Source organism: Actinobacillus lignieresii, assembly GCF_900444945.1.
In the GTDB taxonomy this organism is placed as follows: Bacteria; Pseudomonadota; Gammaproteobacteria; order Enterobacterales; family Pasteurellaceae; genus Actinobacillus; species Actinobacillus lignieresii.
Window position 1 is genome coordinate 204,449 of sequence record NZ_UFRM01000001.1, and the last position, 17,948, is coordinate 222,396.

Sequence of the window (17,948 nt, forward strand, 5' to 3'; positions counted from 1 at the left end):
TTCGTTCTCATTGGGGTGCTTTACGAAGCTGAGAAATACCATACCCGTAGAACCTGATCTGATTAGTATCAGCGTAGGGATTTGAGATACTTTGATTCTATTTTCTTACAGAAAAAGTATATTTCGCTCAAATCCTTCTATATTATCCGAATTTAGAAGGACATCTATGAAACTCGCCAAAATAGCCGCATTATCGGCTTTCGTTACCGGTGTCGCTTATGCGCAACAACCTACTTTAGTCGTTTATACTTACGATTCGTTTTCATCGGATTGGGGACCTGCTCCTAAATTAGAACCCTTATTTGAAGCGCAATGCCAATGTGACGTGAAATTTATGCCGTTTAAAGACGGTATTACTATGCTAAACCGTATTCGTTTGGAAGGAAAAAAAACAAAAGCGGACGTAATGTTGGGCATTGATAATTTCACGATGGCGGAAGCGGAAAAAACCGGTTTGTTTGCCGCACACGATTTAACCGTGTCTTCATTAAATTGGCAGAACAAAACGTTTTATCCGTATGATTATAGCGAGTATGCGTTTGTTTATGATAAAGAAAAATTGGCAAATCCGCCGAAATCATTAAAAGAATTAGTCGAACGTCAAGATTTAAAAGTGATTTATCAAGACCCTCGTACCAGTACGGTTGGACGCGGCTTATTATTTTGGCTAAATACGGTATATGGCGAGCAAGCCGAGCAAGCATGGAAAATGTTAGCGAAACATACCGTTACGGTAGGGAAAGGCTGGTCGGAAACTTATAGTGCCTTTTTAAAAGGGGAATCGGATTTAGTCTTGAGCTATTCAACCTCTCCGCTTTATCATCAATGGCATGATAAAACCGATAAATATGTTGCCGCCCAATTTAGCGAAGGGCATTTGGTTCAAACGGAAGTTGCCGCTATTTTAAACGGCAGTAAGCAAAAAGTATTGGCTAAGCAATTTTTAGCTTTCTTACATCAGCCCGAAGCGCAGAAAGTAATTTCTTATCATAATGTAATGAAACCAGTGGTTGGATCAGTTCCCGATTCTGTATTTGATAAGTTGCCGGATTATAAGCCGTTAGCGTTTAAAATGCCTGATGCAACGCAAGTGAAGACGTGGTTGGCGACTTGGACAAAAAGTTGGCAATAAAATAATTATGAATATTTTTTCATGGCTAAAGGAATCTTTAGCCATTTTTCTTGTCTGCTAAGCGGTGAAAATTATAAAAATTTTTGCAAAATCTAATTGCCAAAAGGGATTACATTTGCTATTTATACGCCCTTTCGAATTAGCGTAAAAATTTTAGTTTGAATTTATACTGAATTTAGGATGATCTCATCCAACAAGGAGTGAAATTATGTCTCAAGTGGCAAGCACCACTTCATTAGGTTTATTAGCTTTAGCAGGCGTAACACCTTACCAACCGAAAAAAGACGAAGAATATATGAATGATGCCCAAAAAGAGCATTTTCGTAAAATTCTTCGTGCATGGCATGTGCAGATTATGGACGAAGCTGAGCGTACAAAAAACCAAATGCAGGAAGAAGTCGCTAATTTTGCTGATCCTGCGGATCGTGCCACTCAGGAAGAAGAATTCAGTCTTGAATTAAGAAACCGTGATCGTGAGCGTAAGTTGCTTAAAAAAATCGAGCAAACGTTAAATAGTATTGCCGAAGATGAATACGGTTACTGCGAAACTTGCGGTGTCGAAATCGGTTTACGCCGTTTAGAAGCTCGCCCGACGGCGGATATGTGTATCGACTGTAAAACCCTTGCAGAGATCCGTGAAAAGCAAATGGGCTTATAAGCTTAATTAAGAATGGATAAACGGCAATGAGTATGGACAATGTTACATTGTCCATTATTTTTATTTTATGCTTATTTAAGGATTGCCGGTTATCAATCGATTAATTTTATTCCCTCGAGGTGGATTATTTTTAACTATATTAAGTCGTTGTTTTCTCGACAAAAAAAAACAAAAAAACAACCGCTTGTAGAACAAGAAACGCTTAATGTTAAGCAAGAAAGAAGAATTAAAGCGGTAGAGGCACAATCTAAATCCAAACGTCCTGTTGCTAACTTTAGTGAACAGCCCGAACGTTCTGCTAAGAAATCGAAAAAAAATTCGGATCTCCCTTCTCATTTATTGCACAAAAAATTTACTGTAAATGCCGGACACTATGATATTACACCGAAAGCTTTTCCTAAAAATGCGTTAGCGATTGTTGAAAAATTACAGCGTGCCGGTTTTGAGGCTTATGTAGTCGGCGGTTGTATTCGAGATTTATTGTTGGGTCATAAACCGAAAGATTTTGACGTGGCAACCAACGCAAAACCGGAAGAAATTCAAAAAATCTTCGGGCGTCAATGCCGTTTAATCGGACGTCGTTTCCGTTTAGCGCATATCGTTTTCGGCCGTGATATTTATGAAGTGGCGACTTTCCGAGCGGATCACGCCAGCCATAGCAGCGATAAGATTTCTAAAGTCAGTGAAGAAGGAATGTTATTGCGTGATAATGTGTACGGCACCTTACGCGAAGATGCGCAACGCCGTGATTTTAGCGTGAATTCGCTCTATTATGATCCGAAACATAACTTGATTTTCGACTTCTTCGACGGTATTGCGGATCTGAAAGCGGGAAAACTGCGTTTGATCGGTGATCCGGTGGTGCGTTATCAAGAAGATCCGGTACGAATGTTACGCGCGGTTCGTTTTATGGCAAAATTGGATATGTTTTTGGATAAACCGAGCGATACGCCGATTCGTGAATTGGCGCATTTATTGAAAAACATTCCGGCGGCGCGTTTATTTGACGAATCGTTGAAATTATTTCAATCGGGACAAGGTTTTAAAACCTATCAATTAATGCGTCAATACGGCTTATTCGAGCAGTTATTTCCGGTACTTACGCCGTTTTTTACCGAACGTAACGATTCGAATGCGGAGCGTATGTTAAGTAAAGCGCTGAATTCGACCGATGAGCGTATTCGTGATAATTTACGGGTAAATCCGGCATTTTTATTCGCTGCATTACTATGGTATCCGTTGCGAGAGAAAATGGAACTGCTTAAAAATGAGGGCGGTTTAAACAGTCATGACGCAATGATGTTAGCGGCGAATGATGTATTAGCGGAAAGTTGTAAAGCGATTGCGTTACATCGCCGTCATACATCTGTCATTCGCGATATTTGGGCGTTACAATTCCAAATGGCCAAACGTTCGGGCAAACGTCCGCAGCAGACGTTGGAACACGTAAAATTCCGTGCGGGTTTTGATTTATTAGTAATGCGTGCCGAGATTGAGGGCGGCGATTTAGTCGAGCTTTCGGCATGGTGGCACGAATACCAATTTAGTAATGATACCCAACGTATGGAAATGCTCAAAGCGGTTAGAAATTTGCCGAATTTTGCAGGCGAAGAAAAGAAAAAACGTCGTCGTAAAACGTTTAGAAAGAGAAAGCCGGTAAAGAAAGTTTCGGCGGAATAAATTGAAATATGGCGCAAGTGAGAGCTTGTGCCTTTTCTTTTAGTTAAATTGACGGAAACGGAGAGTAGGATGAAAACGGTTTATATCGCTTTAGGTTCCAATTTGGATAATCCGCTTGAACAGCTGAAACAAGCGGTTGAATCTTTGAAAACATTTGCGACCAATTTTGAAGTTAGTCCGTTCTACGGCAGTAAGCCGGTCGGGCCGCAAGATCAGCCGGATTACGTGAATGCGGTGGCAAAATTTGAAACGGATTTAAGCGCATTGGCATTACTTGATAAATTACAGAGTATCGAGAATGCGCAAGGGCGAGTCAGAGTTCGCCGCTGGGGAGAACGTACGCTGGATTTGGATATTATCTTATACGGCGATGAACAGATTCAAAACGAGCGTTTAATCGTGCCGCATATTGAAATGAAAAATCGTGAGTTTGTGATTGTACCGATGTATGATCTTACCCCCGATTTAGTGCTGCCAAGCGGTGAAAAATTAGCGGAAATTTACCAACAGTTTAAACATCATCAAATGATGACGTTCTAATTACAAATGCACGGGATATTCCGTGCATTTTTTATACGTATTATTTTATCGGTGTTTCGACCACAGCTTCCGATTTCGCCGCTTTATTATCCGAGGTTTGCAATACGGCACGAGATTTTTCATCGAATTTCACATCAATGCGATGATCAACCACCACATTCATATTAATCGTAATTCCTTCCGCCGGCGTTTCAAGCTGTACTTTAGGGGTACAAGCGGTCAAATTTAGGCAAAAAATTGCAAAAAGTAGGCTTTTTCTCATTTTCTTTTATCTAACTGCTGGTAAATCGAATTTTCAATATTTTGCTCGACATAAGAACCTGAATTGATCATATGCCAGAGGTTAAAAATATTCTCTTTATGATGATAATTAAAGTTAATTTTAGCTTTTTCTTGCTGATTTAGCCGCATTTTTAATTTGGCGTCCAATATCATTTCGCCACTTGATCCAACATTCATCAAGCTGCGTAAATCGGTAATTTTGGTATCATTCAGCAAATAGAGCAATAATCGTTCGGAATAGCCGCTGGTTTGTGAAATCGCTTTCATTAATTCGGGCTGAATTTTTAAATTAGATTCCACAGCTTGAGTCAGTAAGCCGTCACATACATAGCACGGTTTACCTTCCAACCAAAACGGTAAGGTGGCATTAGCTTTGCCTTTTAGCTCAATTTGTTGATATTGCACCAATTCGAGAATACGTTCGAAATTGATATTCGCTAATTTTAGATAGGCAATTTGGGTTTGCGGTAAGGCAAATTGCTCGACGCTCAATGTACCGTCCAATAAATTCATCGAAAGTTGTTTGAGCATTAACGGCTTGTGACGGCTATAAGGATAATGCCCGAACACTTTTACATGAATATTCTCAATCGGTAAACCAATATTCAGTTGCCCGATTTTTAAATCGATAGGCTGCTTCAGACCAAAATCAAACTCGTTATCCTGTAAGCGGTAGGGCAGGTTAAATTCAATCGCTTTCGCTTCACCGTTCGGCATGGAAAGTGCGGCATTACGAATAGCAAAATGCCCGCCGGCAATAATACCTTTTTCCGCACTGGCACTAAAAGCGGTTTCGCCTCGTACCGTACCGTCGGTAATCAGCCAATGTTGGCGAAACGGAATTAACGGTTGGAATACTTTTGCAGATTGTTCTTTCCAGTATAATCGCCCGATGAGTTCGCTTGCGGTTTTAGTCAATTTACGACGAGCGAATAATTTAAGCGGTTCGATTTTATCCCCTTGTAGCTCGCCTTTTAAATTTAGGTTTTCAATTTCGCCGTTTACTTGTAATTTTGCCGACGGCGAGGGAATGATACCGCCGTAATCAAAACGCATTTCCGGCGATTTAATTTGGACGCCGCCGTCCAATTGCCATTTTTGATAGGCGAATTTAACTGGCTCAAGCAAGCTTAATTCGGTTTTGGGTATATAGACGCCTTGTTGATGAATTTTGCCTAATTCGCCGTTTAATTCGTTGAGTCGGACTAAATTCCGATGCCAATCGCCCCGTCCGCTGATCTTAAGTTTACCGGCGATCGTATGGATATTGGTATCGCCCCAAACTTTCCATTGCCACAGATCTTTGACCGCATTGTTATCCGGCGCATCTTCAAAAAAGTCTAATTGTCCGATTTTGAAGTGCTTCGCAAAACCGTCCAGATGTAGATTGATATTTTTAAAATCGGGGCTTTCGCCTTTGAATACCGCATGCAACCGCCCGTTTACCCCATATTTGTTAATCTGAATACCGGCAAGCGGGAAACGTAAATCGTGGATTGCCAGTAAGCGTTGTTTACCGACTAAACGTAATAATGACTTAGGCTGAAACTTGACATTCAGATCATTAAATTTACCGCTAAATGCCACCGGCACGGTGCTGTACAAAATAAAATCGTCATATTTCACGTTACCGGTAATTTGAAACGGCATATTTAAGCCGTCGGCTTGCAATTCGCCGTCACGGCTTTCCAACACGATATTCCCCTTACCGGCGGTTTTACTTTGTGATAACAAGTTAAAACGGAGATAGGTTTTGAGCGGGTAATAATCGCCGTTTGCAAAGCTGTTCGGTGTGAGTTTGGCATTGATAAAACCTTGTAGCGGAAAGTCTTCCAACCAATCCCAATAGAATTTACCCTGTTTAATTTCAAGGGTTTGTCCATCAAAACGGAATGGAAAATTTAAACGATTTTGCGGCGCCGTTTCGGAGGCGAAAGCCCAATCGCCGATCAAGTGATTTTGTTCATCGGTTTGCCAACTAAGTAAAGAGCTGCCTTCTCGAATCACTTCATTTGCGATCATTTCTTTCGGTAGAATCCAATGATAATCGCCTTCAAATTGTGACGGAATCGCAAGTAAATCTTTCTGGTTCAAGTGGGTGGAAAACAGTAGATTGTGTTTTTCCCGTTCGCTCGGTTGATAGCTTAGATTGCCGGAAAGGGTTTGGTTGGCAAATTCCGCAGTTAATTCGACCGCTTGTTGGCGGACGGAAGCGGTCAATTTTTGCTGAAAAAAGGTAAATTTGCCGTAGCTTGGCGTAGTTAGCAATTGCGCTAAACGAGGATGCAAATCATCGGGCAAATTTCTCCAATGTAACGCTTTAATTTCCGCTTCGCCTTCCGGTAACAACGCTAAAATCGGCGTAAGAGAAAAGGCGGATGACGATTTATCCGAGACGGGTAAGCGGCTTAAACATTGATAATCCAGTATCGCTGTATCTAACGATACACGATTTTTACTCTGCCAATGCATGGCAAGATTATCGACGGTAATTAAGGGACAATTTTGATAAGCGAGAGAAAATTGCGCTAAATTTGCATTGTCCAAATTCGCTTGAATGCCGCCGGCGGGCGTTTGAATTTGCCAGCCGTCCGGCAGAAACCAATTGGTTAGCGTGGCAAGTTGCTTACCTGAAAGCAGTGTCGCACCGCCGACAATCAGCAGTGCAACCAAAATCCCGATAACAAGTAAGCCGCGTTTTAGCATTAGATCATATTAGTGAACGGATAAAGCATTGCCAATAAAGTGGCTAACGTCCAACCGAGCGGATTTTTAATTTGTTTTTCGCCTTTGCCGAGTAATAGCCAAGCGAGCAATGCGAAAATCACAAATTGCACGATAAAATAAAGCGCATAAGGCAATAACGCCGTATCCGGCATAATTTGCAATTGTTGGTAAAGTACGAAAGCACTCCACAAATAATTGAATACCAATACGATAAGTGCAAGCTGTACTAATAATTTAAAAAAGACGTCAAGACGACTTTTCGCCAACATTAAATACCAACCGGCAAGTAAAATACCGAGTAACAGTTGAGCGAAATTATTCGCTCGAATCCCGTTAAACAAAGACGGAAGTTCAATCCAGTAAATGGCTAAATACTGAATCATACCGACTGCCAGAATACCGAAAGCACAGTAAATTAACGTATTTATCGGTTTTTCACGGGCGGTAAACAACCAATAAAAAAGACCGAGCATCAAAGATGCCACGCCGGTAAGTGCCATTGGGTTATGTTTCGGCGTAAAGCCGATTGAATAAATAAAATTGCCGAGAGAAAACAGCATAAAAAATTTCAAGACAAACAACAGCCTACCGGTTTGTCCCGGGCAAATTTCCCCTTTCCATAACACAAAAAAGATAATGAGGTTAGTAATGAAAAAAGCGAGCAAATACGGCGAAATAAAAATAGCGTTTTGCGGGGCAAAATAGTGATTAAGAAACATTTGCACAAACAGCATTAATACCATTGGTAAAAGTGCGTGTGTGGCAACGTCATATTTTTTTTCGGAATTGTGATCGTGTGACATAAATTAAACGGATAAGCTAAATTGGAAAATGATTTTGATGTGGAATTATGCCATAATACACGCAGTTTTTTAACTTAAATAAGGAATGAACTATGCGAATTTTACATACTATGTTACGTGTGGGCGACTTAGATCGTTCAATTAAATTTTATACCGAAGTATTAGGTATGCGTTTACTTCGTACCAGCGAAAACCCTCAATATAAATATTCATTAGCATTCGTCGGTTATGCGGACGAAAGTGAAAGTGCGGTAATCGAATTAACTTATAACTGGGGCGTAGAAAGTTATGAGTTAGGTACGGCATTCGGTCACGTGGCGTTAGGCGTGGATGACATTTATGCAACGATCGAAAGCGTACGTGCGGCGGGCGGTAAAATTACGCGTGAGCCGGGTCCGGTATTAGGCGGAAAAACGGTCATCGCGTTTGCCGAAGATCCGGACGGTTATAAAATCGAGTTTATCGAAAATAAAAATGCACAGGCTGCATTAGGTAACTAATCATATTTGCCGAAAAATAGAAATCCCTAACTATTTTTATGGCGTAAGCGGTCAAATTTTGAGGAAATTTTGCAAATTCTCTTTAAAATCCGACCGCTTTTTCTTTAGACGGATAGAGATTGTCCGTAATGAACAGACAATGACAGAACAAGTAACAGACTATAATTTCTTAAAAAATCGTTTTCGCGGCTATTTACCGGTCATTATTGATGTGGAAACCGCCGGATTGAATGCGCAAACCGACGCTTTATTGGAACTGGCGGCAATCACGGTCAAAATGGATGAGAACGGTTATTTGGTGCCGGATCAAAAATGCCATTTTCATATTCAGCCGTTTGAAGGGGCGAATATCAATCCCGATTCGCTAAAATTTAACGGCATTGATATTGATAACCCGTTGCGCGGTGCGGTGCCGGAAAATATTGCGATTCCCGAAATGTTTAAAATGGTACGCCGTGCAATGAAAGAGCAAGGTTGCCAGCGCGCGGTGATTGTGGCGCACAATGCGACTTTCGATCAGGCGTTCGTACAAGCGGCGGTAAAGCGTATCAATGCGAAGCGTGATCCGTTCCATCCGTTTGCAATGTTTGATACCGCAACGCTTGCCGGTTTTATGTACGGGCAAACCGTCTTAGTCAAAGCCTGCCAAATGGCAAAAATTCCGTTTGACGGTAAACAGGCGCATTCTGCCTTATATGATACGGAAAAAACTACAGAGTTATTCTGTGCAATGGTAAATCGCTTAAAAGACCTCGGCGGTTTTCCGCTCATAAGTGATAACTCATCAGAAGTATAATTTGAGTAAAAATAAGCGGTCTATTTTCCTGATTTTTTTGCAAAAAAGTCGGGAAAATAGACCGCTTGTATATTTCCAGCTAGTCTAACTAAGACAACATACCTAACTCATACGCAATAAATAATAGTGTGAAAGCGGTAAGGTAAATTAAACCGACAATAGATAACCAAAATAAACCGCCTTTTACTTTATGCTCACCTTTTAATACGAGTGAAAGATTCAATGCAGCAAACACTGGGGTTGAAACAAACGAACAAATCATCGCAAACGAAAGCATTTTCGCCACATCGCTCATAAATACCGAGATGATAAGAATACCGATTGCAGATGTAACCGTCATCCAAACACTTAAACTGGCTACAGAGCTTTCTTTTTTATTAAGTAATAAACGTAACGCTTCATTATTTGCTCGTGAGTAACCGTCAATTACGGTAATCGTTGTGCCGAACATACACATAAAAGCAATTAATGCTATCAACAATTTAGACCAATCACCGATAGCAAACGCATACATTTTAATGAGCTGTGCAATATATTTTACACCCGCCTGTTCAACCGCTTCACCCGAACCGTATTGAACTAATGCGCCTAACGCCAAGAATACTAAGGCAAGAATTGCCGTACCGATAAAACCGACATTGAAATCAAAAATACCGTCTTCATAGCTCACTTTGTTTAAACGACGTTTTGCTACCACCCACATTGAATTGATTGCAGAAATCTCAATCGGCGCCGGCATCCAGCCCATCAATGCTACAATAAAACCGAGTGAAGCCAAATTCCAAGGACTCGGTTCAATAAAATCAGGCGCAACTTGTACGCCTCCTTTTGACGCCGCTACAATTACAGCGGTTACGGTGGAAACCGTTAGCGCAATCATAATGCCTTTAGAAAGGGTATCTAAAAAGCGATATTTACCTAATAACAGAATGCCCCAAGTAACCGCGATAATAACGGTACTGGCAACCGGAATACTTAGATCAAATTGGATGCCGAGTGCCGAGAAGATAAATTTTAAAATTGCCGCCGTTACAATACCTACCGCCGCAGTGTTGATCATTGCCGCAATCACGTTAAGAATAAAGAATATCCACAAGTAGATTTTGCCTTTTTCTTGATAGCCTTCTAATAAGGTTTTATTCGAACTTAACGTATATTGCACGCCGAAACGGAAAAACGGGTATTTAAATAAATTTGCTAAAATAATGATTAATGCCAATTGCCAACCGTAAATTGCACCGGCTTGAGTTGAAGCAACAATATGCGAACCGCCTACCGCAGCCGAAGCCATTAATATCCCCGGTCCCATTGCTTTTAATTTTGATTGCCAGTTCGAAGCCGGCTCTATTTGCTGTGTTTGTGTCATATTTTCTTTCCCTTTATTGTATAAAATTTAGTACGGTCTTTTGCATTGTATGCTTAAGTTTCGAATGAAAACAATCGCTTTTTTTCGATTAATTTATTTAGTGAAAAAAATGATAAAAATTTTGTAAGCTAAAATGTTTTGGTTAAAGCATAATCGTATAAACTCTATATGGATTTAGATGATTATGCTATATTTTTTATATTTAAAAGGATTTTATAAATTTAATAAAAATAGATATGATGGAGAGGTTATTGCTCTAGTATATTGAAGCTGTTAGGATTCTCGCTCTTTTATAACAATTAAATGAGATTTATATTTATGCCTAACACAGCACAAAATTTAAGGAATGATCCTAAAAAGGTTGCAATTGCCTCAATGGTGGGGACAGCAATTGAATTCTTTGATTACTACATTTATGCCGCCGCAGCGGTTTTAGTTTTTAATACGCAATTCTTCAAAAGCGGTGATCCGGTTTCGGATGAACTGCTTTCACTTTCCACTTTAGCTTTGGCTTTCTTTGCTCGTCCTATCGGTTCAGCGTTATTCGGTCACTTCGGCGATAAAATTGGCCGTAAGAAAACATTAGTCGCTTCATTATTATTAATGGGCGGCTCAACCGTTTGTATCGGTCTATTACCGACGTATGCGGATATCGGCATTTGGGCAACGGTATTACTCTGTTTGTGCCGTGTCGGACAAGGTTTAGGTCTTGGCGGTGAGTGGGGCGGCGCGGCATTAGTTGCAACTGAAAACGCTCCGGACGGCAAGCGTGCTTGGTATGGTACTTTTCCGCAATTAGGTGCGCCGATCGGTTTATTTATCGCAAATGCTTCATTCTTTTTAGTCAGTTATTTCTTCGGACACCAAGCGTTAGTCGAATGGGCGTGGCGTATTCCGTTTATTTCATCGGTGGTGTTAGTGATGGTTGGTTTATGGGTACGCTTAACCTTACATGAAAGCCATGTATTCCGTGAAGCGGAAGAAAAAGGTAAAACACAGAAAGCACCGGTGAGTGCGGTATTTAAACATCATATGAAACCGCTGATTTTAGGCACTTTCATTATGACGGCAACTTATGTGTTGTTCTATATTATGACGGCATTTGCGCAAGTTTATTCAAGAACACCGGCGAAATTATCTGAAGCCGGTCACCCGATGGGACTTGGAATTGAACCGAATACCTTTACCGGTTTACTCCTCTTAAGTGCGATTATTTTCGGTATTTTTACCAGTATTTCAGGGATTTTAGCCGATAAAATGGGACGCCGTACTTTCTTACTATGGGTAACTTTTGCGATGGGGATTTTCGGTTTAGCAATGCCGCTATTCCTGTCAAACGGCACACCATATTCCGTATTCGCTTTTCTTGTTGTCGGTATGGCGTTAATGGGATTCACTTTCGGACCAATGGCGGCATTATTACCGGAACTTTTTCCGACCGAAGTACGTTATTCAGGTGCATCACTTGCCTATAATTTCGCTTCAATTGTCGGTGCAACAGTTGCCGCAACATTTGCGATTAAAATCAATGCGACTTACGGTATTTTAGGCGTGGGGATTTATCTTGCGGTGAATGCGGTATTAACCTTAATTGCGTTATTTATGTCAAAAGAAACCAAGGATTTGGACTTAACCCAAGCGTAAATTATCCAAATAGACAAAAGGCTCCATTAGGAGCCTTTTCTTTGTGCAAGCGGTCTAATTTCCATACTTTTTTGCAAAAAGAAATAAAAATCAGACCGCTTGTTTTATCTACGATTATCGTTTGCTTGTTGTAGTAGTATTCGACTTTCTTTTAAGAATTGTTCCGAATAATCGCCGAACCAATGATGAACTTCTTCAAAGGCTTGGATAAAGCCGGCTTTATCATTATTTTTGAAGAATTCTAAGCTGGTGGCAAAAGTGTCTTTCAGTGATTCGATTACGGCAAGATTTTCCGGTTTATCCGAAATAATATCGGCATATAAACCGCCGTCTTGCGCAAATAAACGTCCGATCATTGCTAACTCTAAACGGTAAATCGGTGAAGACAGTGCCAAAAGCTGTGATAATTTGACCGGTTGGCGGGATAAGTGCAAACCGAAAGTAAAAGTCGAGAAGTGGCGTAATGCTTGAATATAGGTCATTGCATGATCGTGTTCGTGCGCATCGATAACCTCAATTTTTGCACCCCAAATTTTAATTTGCTCGATAAACCATTCGTATTTTTCGGAAAAACGTCCGTGGCAACAAGCAACCAATTGTTTCGCCATTGAAGCAATGTCCGGTCCGAACATCGGATGTAAACTGACAACCGGACCGCTATGTACTTCCAACATTTTTTCCAGCGGTTGTGCTTTAACGGAGGTTAAATCCGCTAAAATCATATTTTCGGTTAAAAACGGTTGTAGGCGTTCAATCGTTTCCAACGTTTTAGCTATCGGTACGCAAACGATAACCAAATCGGTTTCGGCAAGAATTTGTTCCGCCTGATTCCAATCTTGACTGCCTAATGTTTCCACTCGATAGCCGGAAAGTGCTAGAAAACGTGCGAATAATCCGCCTAATTTTCCTTTGCCGCCGACGATTACTATTTTATTGATATTAGGATTGGTTGTTTTAAAACCGTGTTTGTTTTCATTGGCATAGGACTCTCGCATTACTCTTCTTAGCACGTCTTCAATTAAATCGGCGGGTACGCCTTGCTTTTCGGCTTCTTGACGGCGAGCGGCAATCATTGCGGTTTCACGTTCCGGTGCGTAAACGGGAATACCGTATTCGGATTTAACTTTTCCAACTTCGGCAACTAATTTTAAGCGTTCGGCAAACAGTTGAATTAATTGTTGATCAACTTGATCGATTTTTTCTCGTAAAGGATTGAGTGGATTCATAGAGATTTCCTTGATACTGTCGAAAGACTCATAAAATAAGCGGGCAAATTTTCACGTTTTTTTGCAAAATTTTGTCCGCTTATTCACGTTATGTCGAACCTTTCCGGCCGGTATTATGCTCTTAATTTGTCAGCGAAATCGGTTAATAGATTTTCCGTCGTTTGCCAATCGATGCAGGCATCGGTAATGGATACGCCGTATTGCATTTGAGCGAAAGGCAGATCGGAAGATTGGTTACCGGCATGTAAATGGCTTTCGATCATTAAACCGATAATCGAACGGTTTCCGGTTAATAGTTGTTCTAACGCATTTTCGGCAACAAGCGGCTGACGGCGATAATCTTTATTTGAGTTACCGTGGCTACAGTCAATCATAATTGCTTCCGGTAAGCCGGCGTTACGTAATGCGATTTCACATTCCTCAACATATTGCTTTTCAAAATTCGGTGTTTTACCGCCGCGAAGAATCACATGGCTATCCGGATTACCTTTAGTATGCAGTAGGTTTACTTGCCCCTTTTGATTGATACCGATAAAGCTATGACCTTGTGCGGCGGATTGCATCGCATTAATCGCAACGGATAAGCTGCCGTCCGTGCCGTTTTTAAAACCGACTGCCATAGATAAACCGGAAGCTAATTCTCGGTGAGTTTGTGACTCTGTCGTACGAGCCCCGATTGCCGACCAACTGAAGAGATCAGCCAAATACTGCGGCGTCATCGGATCAAGTGCTTCGGTTGCTAACGGTAAACCTAATTCGGCGAGGTCCAAACAGAGCTTACGCCCGACACGTAAGCCGGTTTCGACATCGAAAGTCCCGTCAATTTTCGGATCGTTAATCAGCCCCTTCCAGCCCACGGTAGTACGCGGTTTTTCAAAATATACACGCATGACGATGTAAAGTTTATCCGACACGGTATCGGCTAACGCCTTTAATTTTTTGCCGTATTCAATGGCGGCAATCGGATCATGAATAGAACAAGGACCAATCACAATTAATTTACGCTGATCACGTTTATGGATAATATCCGAGATTTCTCGACGCGATGTTTCAATTTGTTTACGTAGATATTCGGGCAAAGGTAATTCGGCTTTTAGCTCGGCCGGGGTAAGCAATACTTTCTCGTCAATAATATTCACATTATGTAAACTGTCCTGATTAACTACGGTGTTCATTTTTGTTTCCTTTTCTGTAAAATTTTTAATACATTGTTACTTTACAATTTTACAGCCAGCGTTTCAACTATTTTTTTCTTCACATCATCGACAGTGATTCGTTCCATTAATTTTTCGCCGGATTTACTCTTGGCTTTGGTTGCCCAAGGCAGTTCATACCATGGTTTTCCGTAATAATCTAAGACCGCTTGATCATAAACCGAAACAACATTGTGCCGATCATTATAAGGCGCAGTACGGCGAGGATTGTGAATCGCATATAAGCCGATAACCGGCGTGCCTTGCGTAGTCGCAATATGTGCCGCACCGGTATCCGGCGAGATAACCAAATCAACTTGCTTAATTAATGCAGCAAGCTGTTTTAAGCTGGTTTTCCCGGTAATATTGATACAATTCGGCGCAAGTTGTTGAATTTTAGCTGCGGTTTCCGTTTCATAAGCGGAAGGAGAGCCGGCAATAAGCACATTGATATTTTGAGCGGTAAGCCATTTGGCGATTTCCGCATTGTGTTCCGCTCCCCAGTCTTTTTCTTTTTTACTGGAACAGGGCGAGATCAGTACATTTTTTTTCGTTTTATCAATAAAAGCGGCACTGTAATCCAGATCGGCTTGGCTTAAAGGTAATGACCAGTGAGGAGTTAAATCCGTTACGCCAATCGCTTTGGCGAACATCATTTGTCCGTCCAAAACGTGCGGAGAATCGGTCATTTTCACTTTTTCATTGGTAAAAAGCCGCTGCATTTCACGTGCGCGATCTCGGTTAAAACCGATTTTCTTCGTCGCTTTAATGCCTAACGAAATCATTGAAGCACGAAAAGCGGTTTGCATATTTAACAAAAAATCGAACCGCTTGTTGGCTAATGTTTTCCAAAGTGTAAATATTCCTTTCCAGCCGGTTTTTTTATCATAAGGAATCAGCTCGATATTTTCCAAACCTTGCATTAGCATCGCTTCGGTTTTGCCGATAATCCAACTGATTTTGGCGTCGGGATATTGACGTTGAATCGCCTGCACGACGGCAAGAGTATGGCATACGTCACCAATGGCGGACAGACGTAAAATACAGATATTAAGCGGTTGTTTTTTCATTAGAATTTGCGATCTTTAAAGTAATTCATTGATAGCGAATAGTAAAAACCCACGCTTTTGCGTGGGTTTGGTCTGATTAAAAAGTGCTTATTCAACTTTTAATAAACGGCTGGTGTTCGTACCGCCTTCTTTTAACTCGTCACCTTGAGTTAATAATACTAAATCGCCGGACATTAAATAGCCTTTCTCTTTTAATAGAGCGATAGCTTTTTTCGCACCTTCGAAAGTACGGCTTTCTTCATCATAGAATACCGGTGTTACGCCGCGATAAAGCGCGGTACGATTTAATGCTTGTTGATTACGAGATAACGCATAAATCGGTAAACCTGAACTGATACGACTCATTAATTTCGCCGTTTCGCCCGAGTGGGTTAAAGCGATAAGCGCAGATACGCCTTCCAAGTGGTTGGCTGTGTACATCGCAGACATAGCAACCGCTTCATCAATCGTTGCGAATGTACCTTCCATACGGTGACGAGAGATGTTGATACTCGGCATCGTTTCCGCACCTAAACAGACTTCCGCCATTGATTTAACCGTTTCAACCGGATAATCGCCGTTTGCCGTTTCGCCGGAAAGCATTACCGCATCCGTACCGTCTAATACCGCATTCGCTACGTCCATAACTTCGGCACGTGTCGGCATCGGTTTTTTGATCATCGATTCCATCATTTGGGTAGCGGTAATGACTACGCGGTTTAATTTACGCGCACGACGAATTAAACGTTTTTGTACGCCGACTAACGCCGCATCACCTATTTCAACACCTAAGTCGCCACGTGCAACCATTACCACGTCAGAACCTAAAATAATGTCATCCATCGCTTCTTCGGTTGCAACGGTTTCCGCACGTTCCACTTTCGCTACGATTTTCGCATCTAAACCCGCTTCGCGTGCCAATTGACGCGCATAGTCTAAATCTGCACTTGATTGCGGGAATGATACCGCTAAGTAATCGACACCGATTTTAGCTGCTAATTTGATATCTTCTTTATCTTTATCGGTTAATGCCGGCGCAGATAAACCGCCGCCTAATTTGTTGATACCTTTGTTATTTGATAACGGACCGCCGACAGTTACTTCCGTATGAACTTTTACGCCTTCAACCGAAAGTACTTTTAATTGTACGTTACCGTCGTCTAATAAAAGAATGTCGCCCGGTACGACGTCGTTCGGTAGATTTTTATAGTCTAAACCGACCGCATCTTGATGACCTTCGCCACGCGGTAAATCCGCATCCAAGGTAAATTTATCACCGATATTTAAGAAAATTTTACCGTCTTTAAATGTTGAAACACGAATTTTAGGACCTTGTAAATCGCCTAAAATCGCTACGGTTTTACCTAATCTAGCTGCAATTTCACGCACTTTATTTGCACGTTCGATATGATCTTCCGGCACACCGTGCGAGAAGTTCATACGAACCATATTCGCACCTGCAGCGATAACTTTTTCCAAATTATTACCACGATCGGTAGCTGGACCCATTGTACAAACAATTTTTGTTCTTCTGAGTTTTCTAGACATTGATTAGACTCCGTAATTATTGATTATTTAGAAATTGAAAATTCTTTTCATCGGCGGTATTTTAACGCCTTAAACGCAGAGTATTATACGCTTAAATCGTGTTGGTTTAAATACAGTAATGAGGTTTTCCTATGAATATTTGGATTATGCGCCACGGTGAAGCCGGGTTTAATGCGACGACGGATAGCGAGCGCCCTTTAACGGAAAACGGGCGAAAAACGGCTTATAAACAGGGTCAATGGTTGGCAAAACGTTTTCTTGAGCAAAGTATCGTACCGGATAAAGTGATTGTGAGTCCGTATCTGCGTGCGCAACAGACTTTCGAGGCTTTGAACGAAGGGATGCAAGCGGTCGATTTTAAGCGAAATTTGGTAAATTCGTCGATAGAAATTTGGGAGGGCGTTACGCCCGGCGGAGATCCGGAGAACGTTAAAAACTATTTGGATTTCTTACGTGAAGAAGGGGCGAAGAATATTCTAATCGTATCGCATTTGCCGTTAGTATATGATTTGGTCGTCAGTTTGACGCAACACCAAGATAGCGTACATTTTTATCCGGCGGTAATTGCGGAAATCGATTGGAAAACAGACTTTGGTAAAGTTTCAGCAATTGAAAATCCTTAAATGATAGGTTTTAGGGGGATAAAAAAATTATTTTTATTTTTTTAGAAATTGTCCAATAAATAGGCTTCCCAATTATGTAAAAAGTGCGTATCATACGCACCTCAAAATCAGCTGAAGCTGACATAGATTGATTAAAGAGTACGGTTTTTTAGCCGTACTTTTTATTTGGATAGTTATCTCG

General features: G+C 41.2%; 16 protein-coding genes and 1 riboswitch. Of the genes, 8 read left to right on the forward strand and 8 right to left on the reverse strand.

The genetic code is table 11. From position 1 onward, the window contains the following. The first annotated feature begins 1 nt into the window (after position 1). Positions 2–98: riboswitch (TPP riboswitch) on the forward strand. Positions 99–166: 68 nt separating this feature from the next. From thiB to folK, 4 genes are all read left to right on the forward strand, one after another. Further along, positions 167–1,132: a thiamine ABC transporter substrate binding subunit gene (gene thiB, locus DY200_RS00940; RefSeq protein ID WP_115586557.1), complete on the forward strand. Its 966-nt coding sequence runs from the start codon at positions 167–169 to the stop codon at positions 1,130–1,132. A gap of 208 nt (positions 1,133–1,340) precedes the next feature. Then, positions 1,341–1,790, forward strand: a complete 450-nt coding sequence (dksA, locus tag DY200_RS00945; protein WP_115586558.1) for an RNA polymerase-binding protein DksA — start codon at positions 1,341–1,343, stop codon at positions 1,788–1,790. A gap of 147 nt (positions 1,791–1,937) precedes the next feature. Continuing rightward, a complete protein-coding gene (gene pcnB / locus DY200_RS00950; protein ID WP_115587952.1) occupies positions 1,938–3,470 on the forward strand; it encodes a polynucleotide adenylyltransferase PcnB in 1,533 nt (510 codons plus the stop codon). A gap of 69 nt (positions 3,471–3,539) precedes the next feature. Then, positions 3,540–4,010 (forward strand): 2-amino-4-hydroxy-6-hydroxymethyldihydropteridine diphosphokinase, encoded by a 471-nt coding sequence (folK, locus tag DY200_RS00955; protein ID WP_115586559.1) that lies wholly within the window; start codon positions 3,540–3,542, stop codon positions 4,008–4,010. Positions 4,011–4,050: 40 nt separating this feature from the next. Here folK and DY200_RS00960 read toward each other — a convergent pair whose 3' ends face one another. From DY200_RS00960 to DY200_RS00970, 3 genes are read right to left on the reverse strand one after another with little or no spacing between them, the layout of a single operon-like run. Further along, positions 4,051–4,272, reverse strand: a complete 222-nt coding sequence (locus DY200_RS00960; RefSeq protein WP_115586560.1) for a YnbE family lipoprotein — start codon at positions 4,270–4,272, stop codon at positions 4,051–4,053. Then, positions 4,269–6,998, reverse strand: coding sequence for a YdbH family protein (locus tag DY200_RS00965; RefSeq protein ID WP_115586561.1), 2,730 nt, complete (start codon positions 6,996–6,998; stop codon positions 4,269–4,271). The genes DY200_RS00960 and DY200_RS00965 overlap by 4 nt, the downstream gene beginning before the upstream one ends. Beyond that, on the reverse strand, positions 6,998–7,822 hold the full coding sequence (locus DY200_RS00970; protein WP_115586562.1) for an HI_1241 family integral membrane domain: 825 nt from the start codon (positions 7,820–7,822) through the stop codon (positions 6,998–7,000). The genes DY200_RS00965 and DY200_RS00970 overlap by 1 nt, the downstream gene beginning before the upstream one ends. A 92-nt stretch (positions 7,823–7,914) precedes the next feature. On the opposite strand from DY200_RS00970, the gene gloA reads away from it, so the two are divergent. Further along, complete coding sequence (gloA, locus tag DY200_RS00975) at positions 7,915–8,322, forward strand: lactoylglutathione lyase (RefSeq protein WP_115586563.1); 408 nt, start codon at positions 7,915–7,917, stop codon at positions 8,320–8,322. A 139-nt stretch (positions 8,323–8,461) separates the two neighbouring features. Continuing rightward, complete coding sequence (gene rnt, locus DY200_RS00980; RefSeq protein WP_115586564.1) at positions 8,462–9,118, forward strand: ribonuclease T; 657 nt, start codon at positions 8,462–8,464, stop codon at positions 9,116–9,118. Between the two features lie 88 nt (positions 9,119–9,206). Here rnt and DY200_RS00985 read toward each other — a convergent pair whose 3' ends face one another. Continuing rightward, positions 9,207–10,484, reverse strand: a complete 1,278-nt coding sequence (locus DY200_RS00985) for an NRAMP family divalent metal transporter (RefSeq protein WP_115586565.1) — start codon at positions 10,482–10,484, stop codon at positions 9,207–9,209. A 318-nt stretch (positions 10,485–10,802) separates the two neighbouring features. Between DY200_RS00985 and DY200_RS00990 the strand changes: the two genes are divergently transcribed. Continuing rightward, positions 10,803–12,128, forward strand: coding sequence for an MFS transporter (locus DY200_RS00990; RefSeq protein WP_115586566.1), 1,326 nt, complete (start codon positions 10,803–10,805; stop codon positions 12,126–12,128). 104 nt (positions 12,129–12,232) lie between these two features. Here the strand turns inward: DY200_RS00990 and tyrA are convergent, their stop codons facing one another. The 4 genes from tyrA to pyk all read right to left on the reverse strand — a co-directional run bounded on the left by tyrA (position 12,233) and on the right by pyk (position 17,144). Then, on the reverse strand, positions 12,233–13,354 hold the full coding sequence (gene tyrA / locus DY200_RS00995) for a bifunctional chorismate mutase/prephenate dehydrogenase (protein WP_115586567.1): 1,122 nt from the start codon (positions 13,352–13,354) through the stop codon (positions 12,233–12,235). A gap of 113 nt (positions 13,355–13,467) precedes the next feature. Next, positions 13,468–14,529: a 3-deoxy-7-phosphoheptulonate synthase gene (locus DY200_RS01000; RefSeq protein WP_115586568.1), complete on the reverse strand. Its 1,062-nt coding sequence runs from the start codon at positions 14,527–14,529 to the stop codon at positions 13,468–13,470. Between the two features lie 41 nt (positions 14,530–14,570). Beyond that, positions 14,571–15,617: a glycosyltransferase family 9 protein gene (locus DY200_RS01005; protein ID WP_115586569.1), complete on the reverse strand. Its 1,047-nt coding sequence runs from the start codon at positions 15,615–15,617 to the stop codon at positions 14,571–14,573. 87 nt (positions 15,618–15,704) lie between these two features. Further along, positions 15,705–17,144 (reverse strand): pyruvate kinase, encoded by a 1,440-nt coding sequence (pyk, locus tag DY200_RS01010; RefSeq protein WP_115586570.1) that lies wholly within the window; start codon positions 17,142–17,144, stop codon positions 15,705–15,707. 131 nt (positions 17,145–17,275) lie between these two features. Here pyk and sixA point away from each other — a divergent pair, with 131 nt between their 5' ends. Beyond that, entirely contained in the window at positions 17,276–17,767 is a 492-nt protein-coding gene (gene sixA, locus DY200_RS01015) for a phosphohistidine phosphatase SixA (protein ID WP_115586571.1), read from the forward strand. Positions 17,768–17,948 lie beyond the last annotated feature (181 nt).

Excerpts from the sequence above, each read along its gene's own strand:
- thiB (WP_115586557.1), top strand. The coding sequence starts at position 167 with ATGAAACTCGCCAAAATAGCCGCATTATCGGCTTTCGTTACCGGTGTC.
- dksA (WP_115586558.1), top strand. The coding sequence starts at position 1,341 with ATGTCTCAAGTGGCAAGCACCACTTCATTAGGTTTATTAGCTTTAGCA.
- folK (WP_115586559.1), top strand. The coding sequence starts at position 3,540 with ATGAAAACGGTTTATATCGCTTTAGGTTCCAATTTGGATAATCCGCTT.
- DY200_RS00960 (WP_115586560.1), bottom strand. The coding sequence starts at position 4,272 with ATGAGAAAAAGCCTACTTTTTGCAATTTTTTGCCTAAATTTGACCGCT.
- DY200_RS00965 (WP_115586561.1), bottom strand. The coding sequence starts at position 6,998 with ATGCTAAAACGCGGCTTACTTGTTATCGGGATTTTGGTTGCACTGCTG.
- DY200_RS00970 (WP_115586562.1), bottom strand. The coding sequence starts at position 7,822 with ATGTCACACGATCACAATTCCGAAAAAAAATATGACGTTGCCACACAC.
- gloA (WP_115586563.1), top strand. The coding sequence starts at position 7,915 with ATGCGAATTTTACATACTATGTTACGTGTGGGCGACTTAGATCGTTCA.
- rnt (WP_115586564.1), top strand. The coding sequence starts at position 8,462 with ATGACAGAACAAGTAACAGACTATAATTTCTTAAAAAATCGTTTTCGC.
- DY200_RS00985 (WP_115586565.1), bottom strand. The coding sequence starts at position 10,484 with ATGACACAAACACAGCAAATAGAGCCGGCTTCGAACTGGCAATCAAAA.
- DY200_RS00990 (WP_115586566.1), top strand. The coding sequence starts at position 10,803 with ATGCCTAACACAGCACAAAATTTAAGGAATGATCCTAAAAAGGTTGCA.
- tyrA (WP_115586567.1), bottom strand. The coding sequence starts at position 13,354 with ATGAATCCACTCAATCCTTTACGAGAAAAAATCGATCAAGTTGATCAA.
- DY200_RS01000 (WP_115586568.1), bottom strand. The coding sequence starts at position 14,529 with ATGAACACCGTAGTTAATCAGGACAGTTTACATAATGTGAATATTATT.
- DY200_RS01005 (WP_115586569.1), bottom strand. The coding sequence starts at position 15,617 with ATGAAAAAACAACCGCTTAATATCTGTATTTTACGTCTGTCCGCCATT.
- pyk (WP_115586570.1), bottom strand. The coding sequence starts at position 17,144 with ATGTCTAGAAAACTCAGAAGAACAAAAATTGTTTGTACAATGGGTCCA.
- sixA (WP_115586571.1), top strand. The coding sequence starts at position 17,276 with ATGAATATTTGGATTATGCGCCACGGTGAAGCCGGGTTTAATGCGACG.